At 65.7% G+C, this 15,539-nt stretch carries 13 protein-coding genes and 1 tRNA gene; 4 read left to right on the top strand and 10 right to left on the bottom strand.

The genetic code is table 11. From position 1 onward, the window contains the following. The first annotated feature begins 74 nt into the window (after positions 1–74). From FL311_RS08275 to FL311_RS08265, 3 genes are all read left to right on the top strand, one after another. A complete protein-coding gene (locus FL311_RS08275) occupies positions 75–998 on the top strand; it encodes a hypothetical protein (protein WP_228556751.1) in 924 nt (307 codons plus the stop codon). Positions 999–1,192: 194 nt separating this feature from the next. Next, positions 1,193–1,690: a toxin-antitoxin system YwqK family antitoxin gene (locus FL311_RS08270; RefSeq protein WP_141324391.1), complete on the top strand. Its 498-nt coding sequence runs from the start codon at positions 1,193–1,195 to the stop codon at positions 1,688–1,690. A 110-nt stretch (positions 1,691–1,800) separates the two neighbouring features. Further along, a complete protein-coding gene (locus FL311_RS08265) occupies positions 1,801–2,904 on the top strand; it encodes a TIGR04552 family protein (RefSeq protein WP_141324390.1) in 1,104 nt (367 codons plus the stop codon). 45 nt (positions 2,905–2,949) lie between these two features. Here the strand turns inward: FL311_RS08265 and FL311_RS08260 are convergent, their stop codons facing one another. From FL311_RS08260 to FL311_RS08245, 4 genes are all read right to left on the bottom strand, one after another. After that, complete coding sequence (locus FL311_RS08260; RefSeq protein ID WP_194869115.1) at positions 2,950–4,941, bottom strand: Ig-like domain-containing protein; 1,992 nt, start codon at positions 4,939–4,941, stop codon at positions 2,950–2,952. A 378-nt stretch (positions 4,942–5,319) separates the two neighbouring features. Continuing rightward, on the bottom strand, positions 5,320–6,969 hold the full coding sequence (gene ffh / locus FL311_RS08255; RefSeq protein WP_141324388.1) for a signal recognition particle protein: 1,650 nt from the start codon (positions 6,967–6,969) through the stop codon (positions 5,320–5,322). A 230-nt stretch (positions 6,970–7,199) separates the two neighbouring features. Beyond that, positions 7,200–7,871, bottom strand: a complete 672-nt coding sequence (locus tag FL311_RS08250; RefSeq protein WP_194869114.1) for a hypothetical protein — start codon at positions 7,869–7,871, stop codon at positions 7,200–7,202. A gap of 130 nt (positions 7,872–8,001) precedes the next feature. Further along, positions 8,002–9,576 carry an amino acid adenylation domain-containing protein gene (locus tag FL311_RS08245; RefSeq protein ID WP_141324386.1) on the bottom strand — a complete coding sequence of 525 codons (1,575 nt, stop codon included), beginning with the start codon at positions 9,574–9,576 and terminating at the stop codon, positions 8,002–8,004. Positions 9,577–9,964: 388 nt separating this feature from the next. On the opposite strand from FL311_RS08245, the gene FL311_RS08240 reads away from it, so the two are divergent. Further along, positions 9,965–10,050, top strand: a tRNA-Leu gene (locus tag FL311_RS08240). Between the two features lie 16 nt (positions 10,051–10,066). Here FL311_RS08240 and FL311_RS08235 read toward each other — a convergent pair. The 6 genes from FL311_RS08235 to FL311_RS08210 all read right to left on the bottom strand — a co-directional run bounded on the left by FL311_RS08235 (position 10,067) and on the right by FL311_RS08210 (position 15,414). Continuing rightward, on the bottom strand, positions 10,067–11,287 hold the full coding sequence (locus FL311_RS08235) for a site-specific integrase (RefSeq protein ID WP_141324385.1): 1,221 nt from the start codon (positions 11,285–11,287) through the stop codon (positions 10,067–10,069). Beyond that, positions 11,284–11,511 carry a helix-turn-helix domain-containing protein gene (locus tag FL311_RS08230; RefSeq protein WP_141324384.1) on the bottom strand — a complete coding sequence of 76 codons (228 nt, stop codon included), beginning with the start codon at positions 11,509–11,511 and terminating at the stop codon, positions 11,284–11,286. The genes FL311_RS08235 and FL311_RS08230 overlap by 4 nt, the downstream gene beginning before the upstream one ends. Further along, positions 11,508–12,455 (bottom strand): DNA cytosine methyltransferase, encoded by a 948-nt coding sequence (locus tag FL311_RS08225; RefSeq protein WP_228556750.1) that lies wholly within the window; start codon positions 12,453–12,455, stop codon positions 11,508–11,510. Before FL311_RS08225 ends, FL311_RS08230 begins: the two co-directional genes overlap by 4 nt. After that, positions 12,452–13,021: a hypothetical protein gene (locus FL311_RS08220; protein ID WP_141324383.1), complete on the bottom strand. Its 570-nt coding sequence runs from the start codon at positions 13,019–13,021 to the stop codon at positions 12,452–12,454. Before FL311_RS08220 ends, FL311_RS08225 begins: the two co-directional genes overlap by 4 nt. 60 nt (positions 13,022–13,081) lie before the next feature. After that, complete coding sequence (locus tag FL311_RS08215; RefSeq protein ID WP_141324382.1) at positions 13,082–15,091, bottom strand: DNA polymerase; 2,010 nt, start codon at positions 15,089–15,091, stop codon at positions 13,082–13,084. A gap of 83 nt (positions 15,092–15,174) precedes the next feature. Next, on the bottom strand, positions 15,175–15,414 hold the full coding sequence (locus FL311_RS08210; protein ID WP_228556749.1) for a hypothetical protein: 240 nt from the start codon (positions 15,412–15,414) through the stop codon (positions 15,175–15,177). Between the last annotated feature and the right edge of the window lie 125 nt (positions 15,415–15,539).

Genomic DNA, 15,539 nt, shown 5'->3' with positions numbered 1-15,539 from the left:
CGTCGGGGCCTGACTTCAGTGGCCGGAGGCCCCCAGCAGACGATTCCAAGCAGACCCACGGAGGGATTCCCAACATGCAGCTTCGTAAGATGATGCTGGTGCTCTCGGCACTCGGCGCGATGAGCGGTTTGATGGCGGGTTGTGGCGACGACGACCCGAGTGGCACGACGTGCTCCGGCAACGACGACTGCGCTGAGAATGAAATCTGTCACCCTGACGCGAGCGTCTGTGTTCTGACGTGTACGACGAGCAACGACTGTCCCGCGTCCGCGAAGACCTGCGCGGAACTGGGTGGGACGAGCTCCCAGTCCGACACGCTGATCTGCCAGTGCTCCACCGACGCGCTGTGCAACGGCGGCTCGGACGGCACGTCGAGCGACCTGGTCTGCTCGAACCTGGACAACGTCTGTGTCCCGGCGTGCGACTCGAACGATGACTGCGGCTCCGGCCGCGTGTGTGACACGGCCTCCGGTCAGTGCGAGGAGGACGACACGGGTCCGACCACCTGCTCGGGTGAGGGACAGTCCACGTGTCTCTACGGTGATTACTGCTCCAGCAGCACCTGCACCGCGGTTCCGGCGCCTACGTGCGCGAACTTCGACCCTGCGCAGGGTGGCAAGCAGCCCGTGTGGACGATTTCGAGCTCGGGGCCGATCATCTTCAGCATCACCAAGCAGTCCTGGGCGCCGGACACCAACTCCATGCCCTGGTGTGGCGCTGCGGACACCGTCAAGGTCCAGGTGAAGGCCTACCAGCCTGCCAACAGCAACAACAGGTTCCCTGATCAGCGGTCCGGTCTTCAGAACCTGCTCTACGTCAAGGTCAACGGCACCGAGGAAAATGGCGTCAACCTGATCCGCCCCTCGGAGTACGCCACCAGCCAGAACGGGAAGGTCGCGACCTTCACGATGAACTTCTGCCCGGGCGCCATCAACACGCTGTCCATCGGTCTCTACTTCCGGGACGGCAACGAGATCTGCGGCGTCATCCAGAAGTAGCCCGCAGCCTCGTTGCAGTCAGCTGAAAGCTGTTTGTAGCGCAAGAGCCCTATCCCATGACTCGGGATGGGGCTCGTTGTTTTGGGCCGGAACGCAGTTGGTGGCGAATGCCGCCATGAATAAGAGAAGATTTCCTGCGTTGAGATAGGTGGTGGCGCTGCTCGTCCGGCGTCCTTCCGCGAAGGAGAGATGAGATGGCTTATCGTCACGTGGTCCTGGCTGTTGCAGTGGTTTCCGCGCCTGCCCTTGCGGGAGACGCCTCGGCGGGTCAGGGGGTTCGTCTCGAATGCCCGGCCGGGACCACTCAGAAAGGAAGCAAGCCCACGAAGGACCTGGGGGTTTTCTGCATCAAGACCGGAGGAAGTTCGGACCTCGACAAGGTCGTCCGTCATGGTCCATACGTCGACTTCTGGGCCAATGGGCAGAAGCAGTCCGAAGGGCAGTTCAAGGACAACCTGCGGACCGGGCGCTGGACGTTCTACGACGCGAATGGTGTCAAGACCGGCGAGACCGAGTTCGAGCGCAATGACTACCATGGCAAGCGCGTCGAATACTTCGCCAACGGCACGAAGAAGCTGGAGCAGGCGTGGGTGAAGGGCCTTCAGGACGGTCTTGAGGTCGTCTACGCGGAGGATGGCCGGACGGTTTCGCAGGCCCGATTCGCGGCCGGCAAGCCGGTTTCCGAGCGGTAGTCCCGGAACATCAATCTCCGTCTTGCCCCCTCCCTGTTGGTTGGGGAGGGGGAGGGCCAGCTCCCCTCAGGGCTTTCCCGCGTCGAACGACTCGGATAGGAAGCTCAGTCGTGAAGGCCCCCTTGCTCTCCCTCGTCCTTCCTGAGATCCCCGTCCGCACCGTGGCGGAGATGGGCTTGCGCGAGCTTGAGCGCATTCGTCTCATCCTGCGGGGTGGCTCGGTCATCGATTGGCGTCGGATGCACTTCCAGACGCGAGAAGAGGTCGACCGCTTCTTGCGACTTTGCCAACTGGATTTGTCCCAACCTCACGACGAGGCCTGGGCGCGAAGCGTGCTGGCCGAGTCGGTGGTCTATTTGCGGAAGACGTTCAACTATCGTGTTGCCGACGCGGTAGCCCAACCGACAGAAATCCATGACCTGTTCCTTCTGGCCTCAGGGGCCAAAGGTGAGGTTCGGCATCGGCGGATCGCCTGTGTCGTACTCAAGGTGATGCATGTCATTCAGCACATCGAGGGGAGAGATCTGCTGTTCCGGCTCGCCATCTCCGAGGCTGAACTGGCGGAGTTGGTGACTGAGAGAGTCCAAGGGGTCGCACGTGAGATGCAGGCGAAAGGGTTGCCTGTTGTCGAATTCGCGCACTCCATCAAGACCCAAGACTCCTTGGTGACGAAGCTGCTGGCCAAGAAGGAGACGGTTGCGGCGCAGGTCTATGATCGGACCCGTTTCCGGATTGTGACCCGTGCACGAGAAGACTTGTTACCGGTCCTCTACTATCTGACGCAGTGGCTATTCCCGTTTCATCTCGTTGTTCCCGGACAGACTGAAAACACACTGCTCCCCTTTCGCAGTGTCCTGGAGGAGAATCCTCACTTCGAGCAAGTCACCCATCGACTCCACCTCGATAAAGACTACGAGGCTCGTGAGGACAAGAGTGGCAACTCCTTCTCCGGAAACACCTATCGGGCGCTGAACTTCGTGGTGGACTTGCCAGTGCGTATGGACGCCCATCTCCCTGCTCCACACGAAGATACGCGTTCACGGAAGGGCCGGGTCATCATCTCCTTGGTCGAGTTCCAGATCGTCGACCAAGAGACCGCCCGATTGAATGAGCAGGGAGAGAACGCGCATGATGCCTACAAGCGCCGTCAGAAGAAGCGTGTGCTGAAGCGACTCAGCCAGGGGCTGGTTGTCCCGAAGCGCGACAACAGCTGATGCGACGGAGGGCTGGGCGCGTTGAACGCCCAGCCCCACTGGCTTTCATTGGTTCTGCTGCGCGACGTAGACGTGCGTCCCAGTAGCTGTCGTTTCCAGCCAGGCAACCAGCGGACGGTTCTCTTTTCCGAGAGCCAGCACGGGTCGGCTACCCGGAGTGCTTGCGCCTGACTCCGCACTCAGTGCCGGGCCGAGCTGTGTCCAAGAGGACGTGCTTCGCTTGGCGACGAAAATCACTTGCTCCGGCTCGGCGAATCCACTCCAAGCCAGCAGCGGAGAGCCATCATCACCCATCGTGAGCGATGGAGCTTTGTTGTTGGTCGAGTGTGGGGTCACGAGCTCTGGAGATTGCCACGCACTGCCCTGCCACCGCGCGAAGAAGATGTTGGAGGATGCCCCAGCGCCCTTGAATTCGTCCCAGGCTACCAGCGGTTCGCCAGCGCCATTGGTGGCAAGTGCTGCTTGGTCAGTGTAGGCGTCGGTAGGGCTGGAGATGAGTGCGGTTCCAAATGGTTGTGAGTGGTTTTGGGTGACGGTGATAGCGCGAGTCCCGAGCGAGTCGACATAGCTGCTGTGGGCTGCGAAAATGGTGTTTCCCGCGCTGGTTATTGCCTTGAGATAGTTGTTGAGCCAGTCAGGGCCGAGAAACAGCTGTGCCTGCGTCCAGGTCTGCTGATTGGCTGTGAGGATGTAGGCTTTGGACTCGTAATATGCGGTGACGTAATAGACCTGGGCATAGACAGTGATCGCTCCCGATGCGTCCACCGCGAGCTTGGGGATGGTCGTTTCGGTGCCGGAATCATTCGGGAAGGGAGGAGGCGTGAGGGATTGCCACAACGTTCCCGACCAGGCCATGACTTGAATGGGCGGGACACCTGCTTTCCCAAGAGCTTCATCCCAAGCGATGATGATCCTCCCCGAGTTGTCGATCGCAAGGTCCGGACGCTCTGCGTGGGCACCTGGTGCGGAGTGCACTCGAAGAGGTCCTCCGAGTCGTTGCCATTCTTGTCCGGTCCATCGCATCACATGGATGTTCTTGCTCGTCCCATCCGACTCCGACCATGCAATGACGGGCAGCCCATCCGTCCCCACCTTCATCACCACGTTCTCCGCCGGCGTGTTCCCAGGAGACGCGCTGATGGCGCCTCCCATGGGCAGCCAGAAGGGGACCGCGAAGGACCACACACCACCCGTGGTGAGGACGTTGCCCGCCTCGTCGGTCAGGGGCTGCTCCGCCGTCCCAAGTCGCACGCTCACCGCCGTGGACGCGGCGAGTGACGCAGCCGGGGTCAACGTCAGGGTCCGTCCATCCACCGACAGCTCCAGGGCGACAGGAATGGGCACGCCGCCATCCCCGATGAGTCCCACGTTCGAAGTGCTCACGGTCGCCGCCTTCACGGCCTCGCTGAACCCCACCTCGACGCGGGTCCGGGCGCTCACCTGGGTCGCCCCGTGTGCCGGCTGCCTGCCCACGATGCTCGGCGCTGTCCGGTCCACCACCACGGTCCTCGCGACACTCGGGAACGTCGAGCCCGTTCTCGTCGCCTTGGCCACCAACGTGAACTCCCCCTCGGCCTCGCTCGTCGTATCCCAGGAGTACGTGTAGGGCGGCGCGGTCCACGTGGTCAGCACCGTGTCTCCCTTCATCAGCTCGACCTTCTCGGCTTGTCCCCCCTGCACCGCGACCTCGACCGACAGTCCTCCATTCGTGGCGCTGTACGACGCTGAAGGCGCAACCCAGGAGACCGCCAGGTCCCCCTGCGGAACGATGGTGAGCGAAACGCTCCGGTCTCGATGAAGCGCTCCAGAGATGCCACGCACCGTGAGCGTCACGGGACCCGGCGCAACCTGCTCGGAAACACTGAGGCTCAAGCTCGAGAGCGTGCTCGCGCCGGGAATCGTCACCGAGGGCGCGGTGATGCCTCCCGGGGGACTCACCAACATCACCGAGACACTTCCATTGAAGCCATTCTTGCGGACGAGCGAGACCTGGAAGCTCCTCGTGGCCCCCTGGAGAATCGAGTCCTCCGTGGGCATGACGCTGAGCTCGAAGTCCCCAGCGGGCTGCTCGCCTCCGTCAGGGAGACTTCCTGCGTCAGAAGGCGGCTGCCCCGCGTCAGGGAGGTCCTCCGGCCCCGCGACGTCCGGGACATCGATACAGGCGGACAGCAGGAAGACTGCGAAGAGGGGGACGGACAGGCGAAGTCGGTTCGTCATGAAGGTCTGCTGTGCAGGGAGTGTTCCAGTCCAGACACCTACCATGACACGCCCTCGGACCGGCCGAGGCTCCCCAGGCCCCGTCTCACGCCCGGGCTTCCGTCCCAGACCCTGGACCCCAGACAAGCGAAAGCCCGTGCCCCCGGATCTCCGGGCGACACGGGCTTCGTGCTCACGGGCCAGCGGGGGCCTGACCGCCTACCGCTTCTTGCGGTTCTTCTTCTTGTTCTCCTTCTCCCGCTTGCGGCGCTCCTTGATGGCGTCCCGGTCCTCGCCCTTGGCGCCGGCGGCGGACGGCGGGGCGTAGCCCATCAACCGGGCCTTCGTCATGGCGGCCTGGCCCATGGGGGGCGTGTAGCCCGGAGCCACCTGCGGCAGCTGCATGGGCAACCCCATGCCCGGCATGCCGCCGCTCATCATCTTCTCCATCATCTTCGGGTCCCCACCGAACATGCTGGAGAGGTCCATGTTCCGCATCTGCGAGAGCTGACCCAGCTGCTTGAAGCCGGGGATGCGACCCAGGAGCCCCGGGTTCTGGCCAATCGTCCCCATCACCTGCTGCATCATCCCGAACTTCTGCAGCAGCTCCCGCACGTCCTCGGGCTTGCGACCACTGCCCTTGGCGATGCGGTTCACCCGGCTGGCGTTGATGAGGTCCGGACGCAGGCGCTCCTTCACCGTCATCGAGTCGTACATCGACTCGATCTTGGTGAGCTCCTTCTCGTCCGGGTTCAGGTGCTCCGTCATCTCGCCGAAGAGCGGGAACTTCTCCAGCAGGTCCTTGAGCGGACCCATCTTCCGCACCATGCGGATCTGCTCGACGAAGTCCTTCATCGAGAACTGGCCGGACAACAGCTTGCGCGCGTCCTCCTCGGCCTTCTTCTCGTCGACGACCTTCTCGAAGTCCTTCATCAGGCCGACGATGTCGCCGAACCCGAGGATGCGGCCGGCGAGGCCCTCCGGACGGAACTCCTCCAGCTTGTCCATCGACTCGCCCATGCCGAGGAACTTGATGGGCTTGCCTGTGACCTCCTTGATGGACAGCGCCGCGCCACCACGCGCGTCACCGTCCAGCTTCGTCAGGATGAAGCCATCCAAGGTCAGGCGACGGTCGAACTCGGCCGCCGTGCGCACGGCGTCCTGACCAATCATCGCGTCACACACCAGCAGGATGTTGTCCGGGTGCACGTTCGACTTGATGGACTCCAGCTCCGACATCAGCGCCTCGTCGATGGCGAGACGACCGGCGGTGTCGATGAGCACCACGTCGCACTTCTGCTCGCGGGCGGCGGCATAGCCCCGCTTCGCCAGCTCGGGCGGCTGCACCCCGGGCTCGTGGTAGACGGGCACCTTGAGCCGCTCGCCCAGGACCTTGAGCTGGTCCACTGCGGCCGGACGGTAGATGTCCGCGGCCACGAGCAGCGGCTTGCGGCCCTGCTGGAGCAGCCGGTTGGCGAGCTTGCCCGTGGTCGTCGTCTTACCCGAGCCCTGCAGACCCACCATCATGATGCCGGACAGCTGACCCTTGGGCTTGAGGTTCAGCCCCGTGTCCACCGGCCCCATCAGCGCCTCGAGCTCGTCGTGGCAGATCTTGATGAAGTGGTCCATCGGGCTGACCTTGCGCTTCTGGCCCGAGGCATCGGTGATGGTGGTCTGGACGAGCTCTCCCACGGCCTTCTCGCGGACGCGGGCGACGAACTTCTTCACCACGTCGAAGGCCACGTCGGCCTCGAGGAGCGAGACGCGGATGTCGCGGAGCGACTCGTCGACCAGCTCCGGGGTGAGCTCGCTCTTGCCGGCGAGGCGGTTCTTGGCGGCGCGGAAGCCCTTGGTGACGGTCTCAAGCATGGGGGGCGCTTTATAACAGGGGGGAGGTGGGATGCGACCTTGGAGCGCATCCCAGGCGTCGAAGAGTGAAGAGCCGACCCCCAGGCCCGTCTGGCCCGGGCCGAGGCCCTGGATTCATCAACGCTCCCAAGGGGTTGGCGCATCCCCAGGGGGCCGCGGGTGGCTTTCGGGCCAACGACCCAGCCTGCCCGGGCTCCGGTCGAGCCGGAGGCCCCGGGGCTGTCCTCCGCTCAACGGAGCTGTTCCGGGTCCTCGCTTCCCCTGTGCGCGGCGTCGGCCATTCCCAGGGCCGCGAGCACGTCCTTGGCGGCGATGGGGGCGCCGCGAGGGCCTCGCCGCGAGGGCGCCGGAAGGTCATCCCCTCGTGGGCCGCGCCCGAAGTCGTTCGCGAAAGGCCGGGGACTCGACTCGACGGGAGGCAGGGTGGGCGCGGGTCCCCCTCGGTGGTACGCGGCATACAGCTCCGAGAGCTCCCACAGCAGCACGTCCAGGGGCCGGACGTCGATGAGGCTCGGGTGGAATTCGAGCCGGAGCACGTGCTCGCTCACGTCCAGGACGAACAGTGTCGCCCGGACGAGGGGCGCGCCTTGGCGGTCGACCGGATGCCGGGCCTCGTGGCGCAAGGCCTCGGCCAATCGGGTCTCTCGCACCGCCGAGTAGGGCGTCCCATCGAGCAGGCTGACGGTGGGGAGGACGAAGATGCCGGGCGTGTGGACGCGTCCGCGCTCCACGGGGGGCGTGGACCACGGGGCGCCGTGGCGATGCTGCAGGGCCTCGAGCGCCAGACGCAGCGCGCGCCAGTCGAGCAGGCCGGACAGACGGAAGACGCGGGGCAGGTGGCGTGTGCTCGCCGCGTCCACGTGTCCCGGCCGCTCGAAGTCCCGCCAGAGGTCCACGTGCATCGGGCGGACTCCCGTCCGTCCCCGAGGCTCGGATGTTGAGTGTCCCACGCTCCCGTTCATGGCGACTCACTCCGATGTCCAGCTGGGCGAGGCCACGGGGGCCAGGCCCGACGCGGTGGGACGAGACAGCTCAGGCGCGTTGGCGGGCGTCCTCCTGGATTCGGACGCGGTCCTTCTTCCCGGCGGTCGTCCTCGGCAGGGACTCGCAGGTGTCGATGCGGGTGGGGACCATGTAGGGCGGCAGGTAGTCCGCGCAGTGCTGTCGCAGGTCCTGGAGGCTGGCGCTCGCGTTGTCCTTGAGCACCACGAAGGCGCGCAGCTCTCCGCCCGCGAGCTCGTCCGGGAGCGTCAGCACGGCGCTCTCCTCGACATCCGGGTGGCGCAGCAGCACCTCCTCCACGGCGGTCAGCTCGATGTGGCGGCCCCGGACCTTGACCCGGTCATCGCGGCGGCCCAGGAAGCGCAGCACGCCTGCTGCATCCCGGGTGACCCGGTCCCCCGTCCGATAGGCCTTGGGATGGCCTGGAATGGGGCCGAGCACCTTCCGGGTGTGCTCCTCCTGTCCCCAGTAACCGCTCATCAGCGTGGGGCCCGCCACGCACAGCTCGCCCTCCTCGCCGTCCGCCGCCCGCGCGCCGTCATCCCGGATGACGAAGACCTCATCTGCGCAGCAGACCTTGCCGATGGGCAGGGGCTCGGGGCTCGCGAGGTCCGCGGGCGTGACGACGTGGTACGTGCAGACGTTCGTCTCGGTGGTGCCGTAGAGGTTGAGGTATCGCGGCCTGGGCAGGGTCAGCACGAGCTTGCGCAGGTACTTGTGCGGGAAGACCTCGCGGGTGAAGAGCACGGTGCGCAGGTGTGGGAAGGCATGGCGCGACAGCTCGCCCCGGGCCTCGAGCTGGGTGAGTACCGAGGGCACGGAGTGCCAGATGGCGATCTCCTTCTTCGCGATGAAGTCCGCCAGCTCCCGCGGAATCGCGGACAGCTCGATGGGCACCAGCACCAGCGTGGCGGCACCCTTGGCCGTGGCGAAGAGGTCGAAGACGGACGGGTCGAAGTGGAAGGGCGAGAGGCTGGAGACGCGGTCCGAGGAGCGCACGTTCGCCGTCTGGAAGGCCCACTCGACGAAGGTCTGCGCGGAGCGATGGCTGTGCATGACCCCCTTGGGGTGTCCGGTGGCGCCAGAGGTGTAGAGGACATACGCCAGGTCCTCGGGCGTGGCGCGCGAGTCCTTCTCCAGGCGCGAGGTGGAGCGGGTGCGCACCTGCTCCCAGGTCAGGGTCGTCGTGCGGTGCTCCCCGGGCGGGGCCGATGCGGTGTTCGGCTGTCGCGTTCCCACCAGGATGATTCCGCGCAGGGGCTGCACCTGCTGGAGCGAGGCCTGCCAGGTGGGGGTGGTGAAGATGGCCGCGAGCGCGCAGTCCCTCGCGATGAACTTCAGGCGCCACTCCGGCGCGGAAGGGTCGATGGGGACGTAGGCCGCGCCGGCCTTGAGGATGCCGAACAGGCTCACCACGGCCTCGAGCGACTTGGTCAGGTGGAGCCCCACGCGCGCGCCCCGGCCGATGCCGAGCTCCTGGAGCGTGCGGGCCACCTGGTTCGCGCCCGCGTCGAGCTCCTCATAGGAGATGGCACGCTCGCCGTCGATGACCGCAGTCCGTCGAGGGGCCGCTCGCGCGCTGTCTTCAAGGTACTGAAACAACATGGATGTGATTCTCCTCAGGGGCCCAAGGCGTGGGTCACGAGTTCTCGGTGGAGCACGGAGCGCGAGTCGGGGGGCTCACGAAAGGCATACACGCCGGGCGCGGGGGCCTGGACGGCGTCCGCTCGGAGGCGCGAACGGGGCGACGTGCTCATGGGCGGCGTTCTCCCCTGTCGTTCCAATGGGACCCGCGGAGAATGCGCGGTGCCACCGGAGATGTCGTTCGTCCCAGGGTCCTGCCCGTGAGGCGCCTTCAGGACAGTGAAAGCCGGGCGCCCTCGGAGTCCGAGAGGCGGGCGCGCTGGGGCAGACGAGGCAGGGGGAGGCCCGGGCGTGGGGCCTCGGAATGGTGTTGAGCAGTGGGCAGGGTGATTGGTAGGACAGGGGGCCTGCACGAATGGCGGAACTGGCAGACGCAGCGGACTTAAAATCCGCTGACTCGCAAGGGTCGTCCGGGTTCGATTCCCGGTTCGTGCAATGTTTTTGCTAGTTGTTACAGGTGGTTAGCGGCGACTTCCCCCTGTGTTGCACGTATGTCGCACGCCGGCGCAAGGGGGCTGTCCAGGACCGTGACAGCCTTCCTCCGAGAGTCGGGGCTCAGGTGGGCGTAGCGCATCGTCATCTCGACGGTCGCGTGGCCCATCAGCTCCTGAATGACCTTGAGCGGCACGCCGTGCATCGCGAGGTGGCTGCCGTATGTGTGTCGCAGGTCATGCCAACCGACAGCCCCTGTCTCTCTGGAGATGCTCGCCGCTCGGAGGGCACGACTCAGCGGTGCCGCCATCTTGCCTCGGGTGAGTGGGCGCCCATCCTCCTGGCAGAAGACGAAGCGACCCCGAAGGTGCCGGTGGGCCTTGAGCGCATCCACCACGGACTCCGGCAGTTCGACCGTCCTCTCTCGCCCACCTTTGGGCAAGTCTTCGATCCCTCGCCAGATGCTTCGTCGGACGTGAAGCGTTCTACGTGGCAAGTCCAGGTCGTTCCACTGGAGCCCAATCAGCTCTCCCTGTCGAAGCCCTGCCTTGATAGCCACGAGCAGTACAGCCCGCCATTTCGGCTCGGCCACGGCGAGGAGCTGTTCGGCTTCCTCGAACGATAGGAAGTCGAAGGGAGGCTTCGGGAGCTTCTTGAAGACCCTGACGCGTGTCGCCTGCGCAATGACCCGTTGCTCTTCTGCGAGTGCGAGCAACTTCTGGAGCACTGTCAGTACGTTGTTGATGGTCTTCAAGCTCAGTGGCTTGAGTTCCCTTCTCAGTCTCTTGCGGACCGCTCGCTTTGATGCGGACTCTTTCAGTTTGTGAGCCGCTGACTTCTTCTTGCGCATGAGCGCCTTGAAGTCTTCGACCTTGGCCGTGTCGATACTCGCAAGAGTCATCATCCCGAAGAACGGGAGGATGTGGTCTCTGAGAATCTGCCGTTTGCTATCCACGCTTGAGTGCTTGTTGTTGTTCTCGCTGTAGGTGAGGAATCGTCCGGTGAAATCCGCCAGCGTCAGCGGCTCTTCCTCGCGTACATTCTCCCTTCCGAAAGTCCCATTGAGTATGGCGTTGCGCAGGTCTCGTTCGTATTGCTCAGCACCCCGGCGGGTCTGAACGGGCGAGAACTTCACGACTCGCTGTTTCCGTCCATCCGAGTGCTGAAACACGAAGTCCACTTGCCACGCCTCCTCTGACTTCCCTTCCTTCGTCGTCCACTGCCGCAACCTGACGCTCATCGTCGACTCCTAAGCGCAGAATCGCAGCCCTTACCCGTGGTGGACTCTACCAGCGCGGCATGCCGTATGCGCAGTGCTTTTCCGACGCGGACCACGCCCGGCACCTGCCCCAATCGAATCGCCTCGTAGAGCGTCTTCCGGTTCACGCGCAGGAGTGCGGCTGCCTCGTCGACCGTGAGGAACTCGGGAGGGTTCCCCGCGTCGACCTGCTCGGGCTGCTTCATTTCGAGTCCCTCAAGGCGGCACCGAACAGCCGCGCGTGCAAGAGTCCGTAGGCGAGCGCCGCTTGCTGGGGCACGACGCCGTTTCCGAGGAGCCGCAGTCGGTCGATCCGATGGGCCAGCCCATCAGCCATTCGACAAACTGCGGGTTCAACGTCCGGGCGCCCGGCGAGGACAGAGCGCCATCCTTCGAGGTCGTCGCGTCCTGGGGGCCATGAGGGAAGCTCAGGATGGCTTCCGAGAGCTGCCGTCGACGCTGGCCGATGCAGCTCGCGGCCTTCCAGTCGCACGCCCCCGGCGTCGGCCAGTCCTTCACGAGCGCGCTCAGGTCCGCCCCCGATTGCCGGCCGTTGCGTGGTCTCCCGCCACGTCTCCCATGGCCGTTCGAACTCTCCCCAGTGTTCGGCGTGGGCCAGGAGGAAGAGCCGCTCTCGTTTGTGGGGAGCCCCGGCGTCGGACGCTCGGAGACAAATCCACTCCGCATCGAACCCGAGCGCGGCAAGGTCGGCGAGCACGCGGTCGAGGCCCCGCGAACGGAGCGCCGCGACGTTCTCGACGAAGACAAAGCGGGGTCGAACCTCAGCGACGATTCGCGCGTACTCGCGCCACAAGCCAGAGCGCTCGCCTTCGAGGCCAGCACCCTTGCCAGCAAAGCTGATGTCCTGACAGGGGAAGCCCCCACTGACGCAATCCACGACGCCACGCCATGGGATGCCATTAAAGGTTCCAACGTCGTCCCAGACAGGAGCCGAATCCAGTTCTTTCTTTTCCATCCGGGCCACGAGGCAGGCCGCTGCGTATGCCTCCCGCTCGACGTAACAAACAGTCCGGAGGGAAGGGACGGCCAGCTTGAGGCCGTGAGCGAGTCCGCCACCGCCAGCGAAGAGTTCGAGTGCACGGCGGGGATGAATTCCGCAGGGATGAACAGCCAGGCCATGCGCGCTCACCTCGGAAAGACTTTCCTGGGTGCGAGTCGGCCGACGACGTGCAGGCCGATGCCGATGGCGTCCCAAACGTTGTGGTGCTTGTCCTGGGCGCGAGGGAGCTGGACTCGCAGGTACTCGTGCGGTCGCTCGGCGAGGCGCGCTTTGATGCGCTCGACCATCACGTCGGCATCGAGCGTGCCCTTCCACTCGCGCGGCAGGTAGCTCCGCTCCGACGTGGCCTTCAGGGCGCCCGCGACGCGACCCACGACTCCCGCCAGTTCGATGAGGTCGTTCGGGTCGCCCTTGCTCTTCCCGGCCGTGTAGACCTGGGGACACTCGCTCGCGATGGTGATGGCGACGACCTCACCTGCGGCCCTGTACGGCTCCAGGAACGGCGAAACGAACGCGGACACGCCATCGGCCATCCGCGCCCATGCTGGAAGCCCTCGGGCCTTCCGCTCGGCATTGGTGGGCATGCCCGCCGCGAGCAGCTCGCCCGAGTCCAGGTCGAAGAGCGCGACGCCACATTCGCGAAGCCCGGGGTCGAGCGACACGAGGAGCTGTCGTACGGTGGAAGCTGAGGTCATCCGTTGCACCATCCAGAGAGCGCGTGTGCTCCCTAAATGGGTGCGGATTCCGAGCGTGGTTCAGGCTGCGCGCTTCGCGGGGGGCTCCCAGACGAGCAGCCGCCCGGAGCTGTCGCGCACGGTGGCGACGTCCTTCGACATGATGCGAGACAGCGCGGGCTCGGCTTCGATGGACGGTGCCAGGTCGGGCGTCACCTCGCGCATCGCCTGCCGCATCAGCTCCGCCTTGCGCTCGGCCGCGTCGTGCAACCGCTGCGGGTCATCGGCGCGCAGCTCGCTAATCAGCTCGTCGTGGACCATGAGCACGAGCCGCGAGCCGTAGAGAGGCGAGCTGCGGTCGACGTACATCTCGCGACTGACGCGCCACATCGCGCGCTTGCACCCGACGGCCCCCAGGCCCTGGAACGGCGTGTTCAGAATCTGGGTGTAGCCGCATGCGCCGCGCAGGATGTTGGCGCCCGGAATCATCACGTCGGCGAACCCGCCCCCGTAGGTGCGCGACTTCGCCCGGTGCTGTAGCTCGCGCTGCTCGGGCCACGCGTTGAGCCACTTCGTGTCCAGTTCCTTCGCGACCTCGACGCACGCCCGGCAGACCATCTTCGGCTTGCGCTGGACATGCACGACGACGCGCTCGACACCGCAGACGTCTGCGCGCTTCGCCAGTCGGCAGAACGAGACGCGGTCCTTCGCGCGCACGTTGTAGACGAGCGAGCCGCCCGTCATCCCGCCGCCCTTGCCGAAGTTGAGAATCTTCGCGAGCTGGCGGAAGGCGACCGCGACGGGCTCCTTCGCCTTCACCTTCGCGAGCATCTCGTCGTAGCTCGCCCCGAGGAACTCGGCCGCGGCAAGGGTGTGGACGTCGAGCCCGCTGTTCAGGGCGTCCGCCATCTTCGAGTAGCCCAGTTCCCAGATGGCCCGCTGAGCCATGGTGCGAAGCTCAAGCCCGCCGTAGTCGACCGAGCAGTAGACAAAGCCGGGGCGGGCCTCGTGGACCTCGCGAATGCCGCCCTTCTGCGGGAGCTGCTGGTAGTCGCTGGAGACGCGCGTCGTGGACACCAGCACGTTGAAGCGCGGATTGATGGGGTGCGCGGTGCCGGCCTCGACGACGTCCAGGTAAGTGGACTTGTACTTGTCCACGCGCCCGCTCTTCCCCAGGTTTTCGAGGAGCGCGTCACCGGAGCCCAGAAGCGTGTCGCGGTCGGTCGCGACCTGGCCGTCGGGGAACCTGTCGCTGGGGGCGGTGATGGGCGGTTGCCCGTCGTAGGCGGCAGTGACGAGCGCCGCGAGGCGTTTGGAGTCCTTCGTGCCGTCCTCGCGGTAGATGCCCGCCGCCTGGAACTTCGCCCGGTTCTCGCTCCACTCCCGCTCGACGCGCTCACGGAGCTGGGCCACCGACGCGCCGTTCGTCCGCATGCCCCAGATGGAGGCAAGGTGGAGCGCGAAGGCGGCGCGCATCTGGTCGGCTTCGGCATGCAGGTTGCCGCCGCTGGGTGTCGCGCGCGCGATGGCCTCCTGCCGGAAGTAGACGTCGAGCGTGTAGCGAGCGTCGCGCTTCGGGTAGTCCGCCGCTTCCTGGGGCCAGCGCTCGACAGGGACGCCGTCGAGTTCCGCGTAGCGAAGCCGCCATGCCTTCGGGTTCTTCTTCTCCTCGCTGATGTCGAGCCCCAGGTAGCGCTGGACGAGGAGCGCGAGCGGGTAGCGCGCCCCCTCGTCATCGTCGAGCTTCCGGCCGGTGGACGGGTCGACGCCGTACATGCCCCGGGCAATGTCGATAAGGGCTTCACGGACCTGGACGCAATGCAGCCGTCCGGCATCGAGGGCCGCGAAGATGGGGGCGACAAGGCGCGGGTCATCCGCCGCCATCACCCCCAGGTCATAGACGAGGTTTGCGCCGACGAGGTGCGTGTCGGGGGCGTCGATAACCTTGCGAAAAAACTCCCGGGACTGGGCCTTGTCGAGTAGCCGTTCGGTTCCCGGGGCCTGCGCCGCGACGCTTCCGCAGACGAGAGGGGGCGCAAGCAAGCCGGGCTGAATGAGCCACGTCTCCGTGTCGAACGACCAGACGTTCACGGGATGCCTTGTGTGGAAGGGAGAGCGGCCCGTGACGTGGGCCAGCCGCCGACGGAACGCGCGCCGTCAGTCGCAGCCCGGAATCAGGCCAGGGCGTCGGCGAGCGCGGGGAGCTTGCTGGCCTTGCGGGCCTGCTCGACCTGGGAGAGCTGCTCGTCGTTCAGCTCGACGTGGGACCAGCGGAAGCCGGTGATGACCTTGCCGGCGTGGCCGTCCTTCGCGGGGAGCTGCTTGGGGAAGACCTCGCAGCGAATCAGGACGTGGGTGCCGGCCTGCCGCTCGTCGAAGAACTTGCGCTTATGCGGTGCGCCGCATAAGCGCAATTATGCCGAGTCCGGCGTTATGCGGAGTTGAGGGGCATGCCGCGCGCCAGTCCGAGGAGGAGACCGGCGCGGCGGCTCCGCATAATCATGCCCCTTTCCGCGAGGGCCGCAGCGAGGCGAGCAGC

This window comes from Myxococcus sp. AB025B, assembly GCF_006518215.1.
Classification (GTDB): domain Bacteria; phylum Myxococcota; class Myxococcia; order Myxococcales; family Myxococcaceae; genus Myxococcus; species Myxococcus fulvus.
The sequence above is the reverse complement of the archived record's forward strand: the minus strand, read 5'-3'. Positions and strand labels throughout refer to the sequence as shown.

Coding starts and splice junctions, on each gene's coding strand:
- FL311_RS08235 (WP_141324385.1), bottom strand. CDS start 11,287: ATGAGCGTCAGGTTGCGGCAGTGGACGACGAAGGAAGGGAAGTCAGAG.
- FL311_RS08275 (WP_228556751.1), top strand. CDS start 75: ATGCAGCTTCGTAAGATGATGCTGGTGCTCTCGGCACTCGGCGCGATG.
- FL311_RS08245 (WP_141324386.1), bottom strand. CDS start 9,576: ATGTTGTTTCAGTACCTTGAAGACAGCGCGCGAGCGGCCCCTCGACGG.
- FL311_RS08270 (WP_141324391.1), top strand. CDS start 1,193: ATGGCTTATCGTCACGTGGTCCTGGCTGTTGCAGTGGTTTCCGCGCCT.
- FL311_RS08230 (WP_141324384.1), bottom strand. CDS start 11,511: ATGAAGCAGCCCGAGCAGGTCGACGCGGGGAACCCTCCCGAGTTCCTC.
- FL311_RS08250 (WP_194869114.1), bottom strand. CDS start 7,871: ATGCACGTGGACCTCTGGCGGGACTTCGAGCGGCCGGGACACGTGGAC.
- FL311_RS08220 (WP_141324383.1), bottom strand. CDS start 13,021: ATGACCTCAGCTTCCACCGTACGACAGCTCCTCGTGTCGCTCGACCCC.
- FL311_RS08260 (WP_194869115.1), bottom strand. CDS start 4,941: ATGCCCACGGAGGACTCGATTCTCCAGGGGGCCACGAGGAGCTTCCAG.
- ffh (WP_141324388.1), bottom strand. CDS start 6,969: ATGCTTGAGACCGTCACCAAGGGCTTCCGCGCCGCCAAGAACCGCCTC.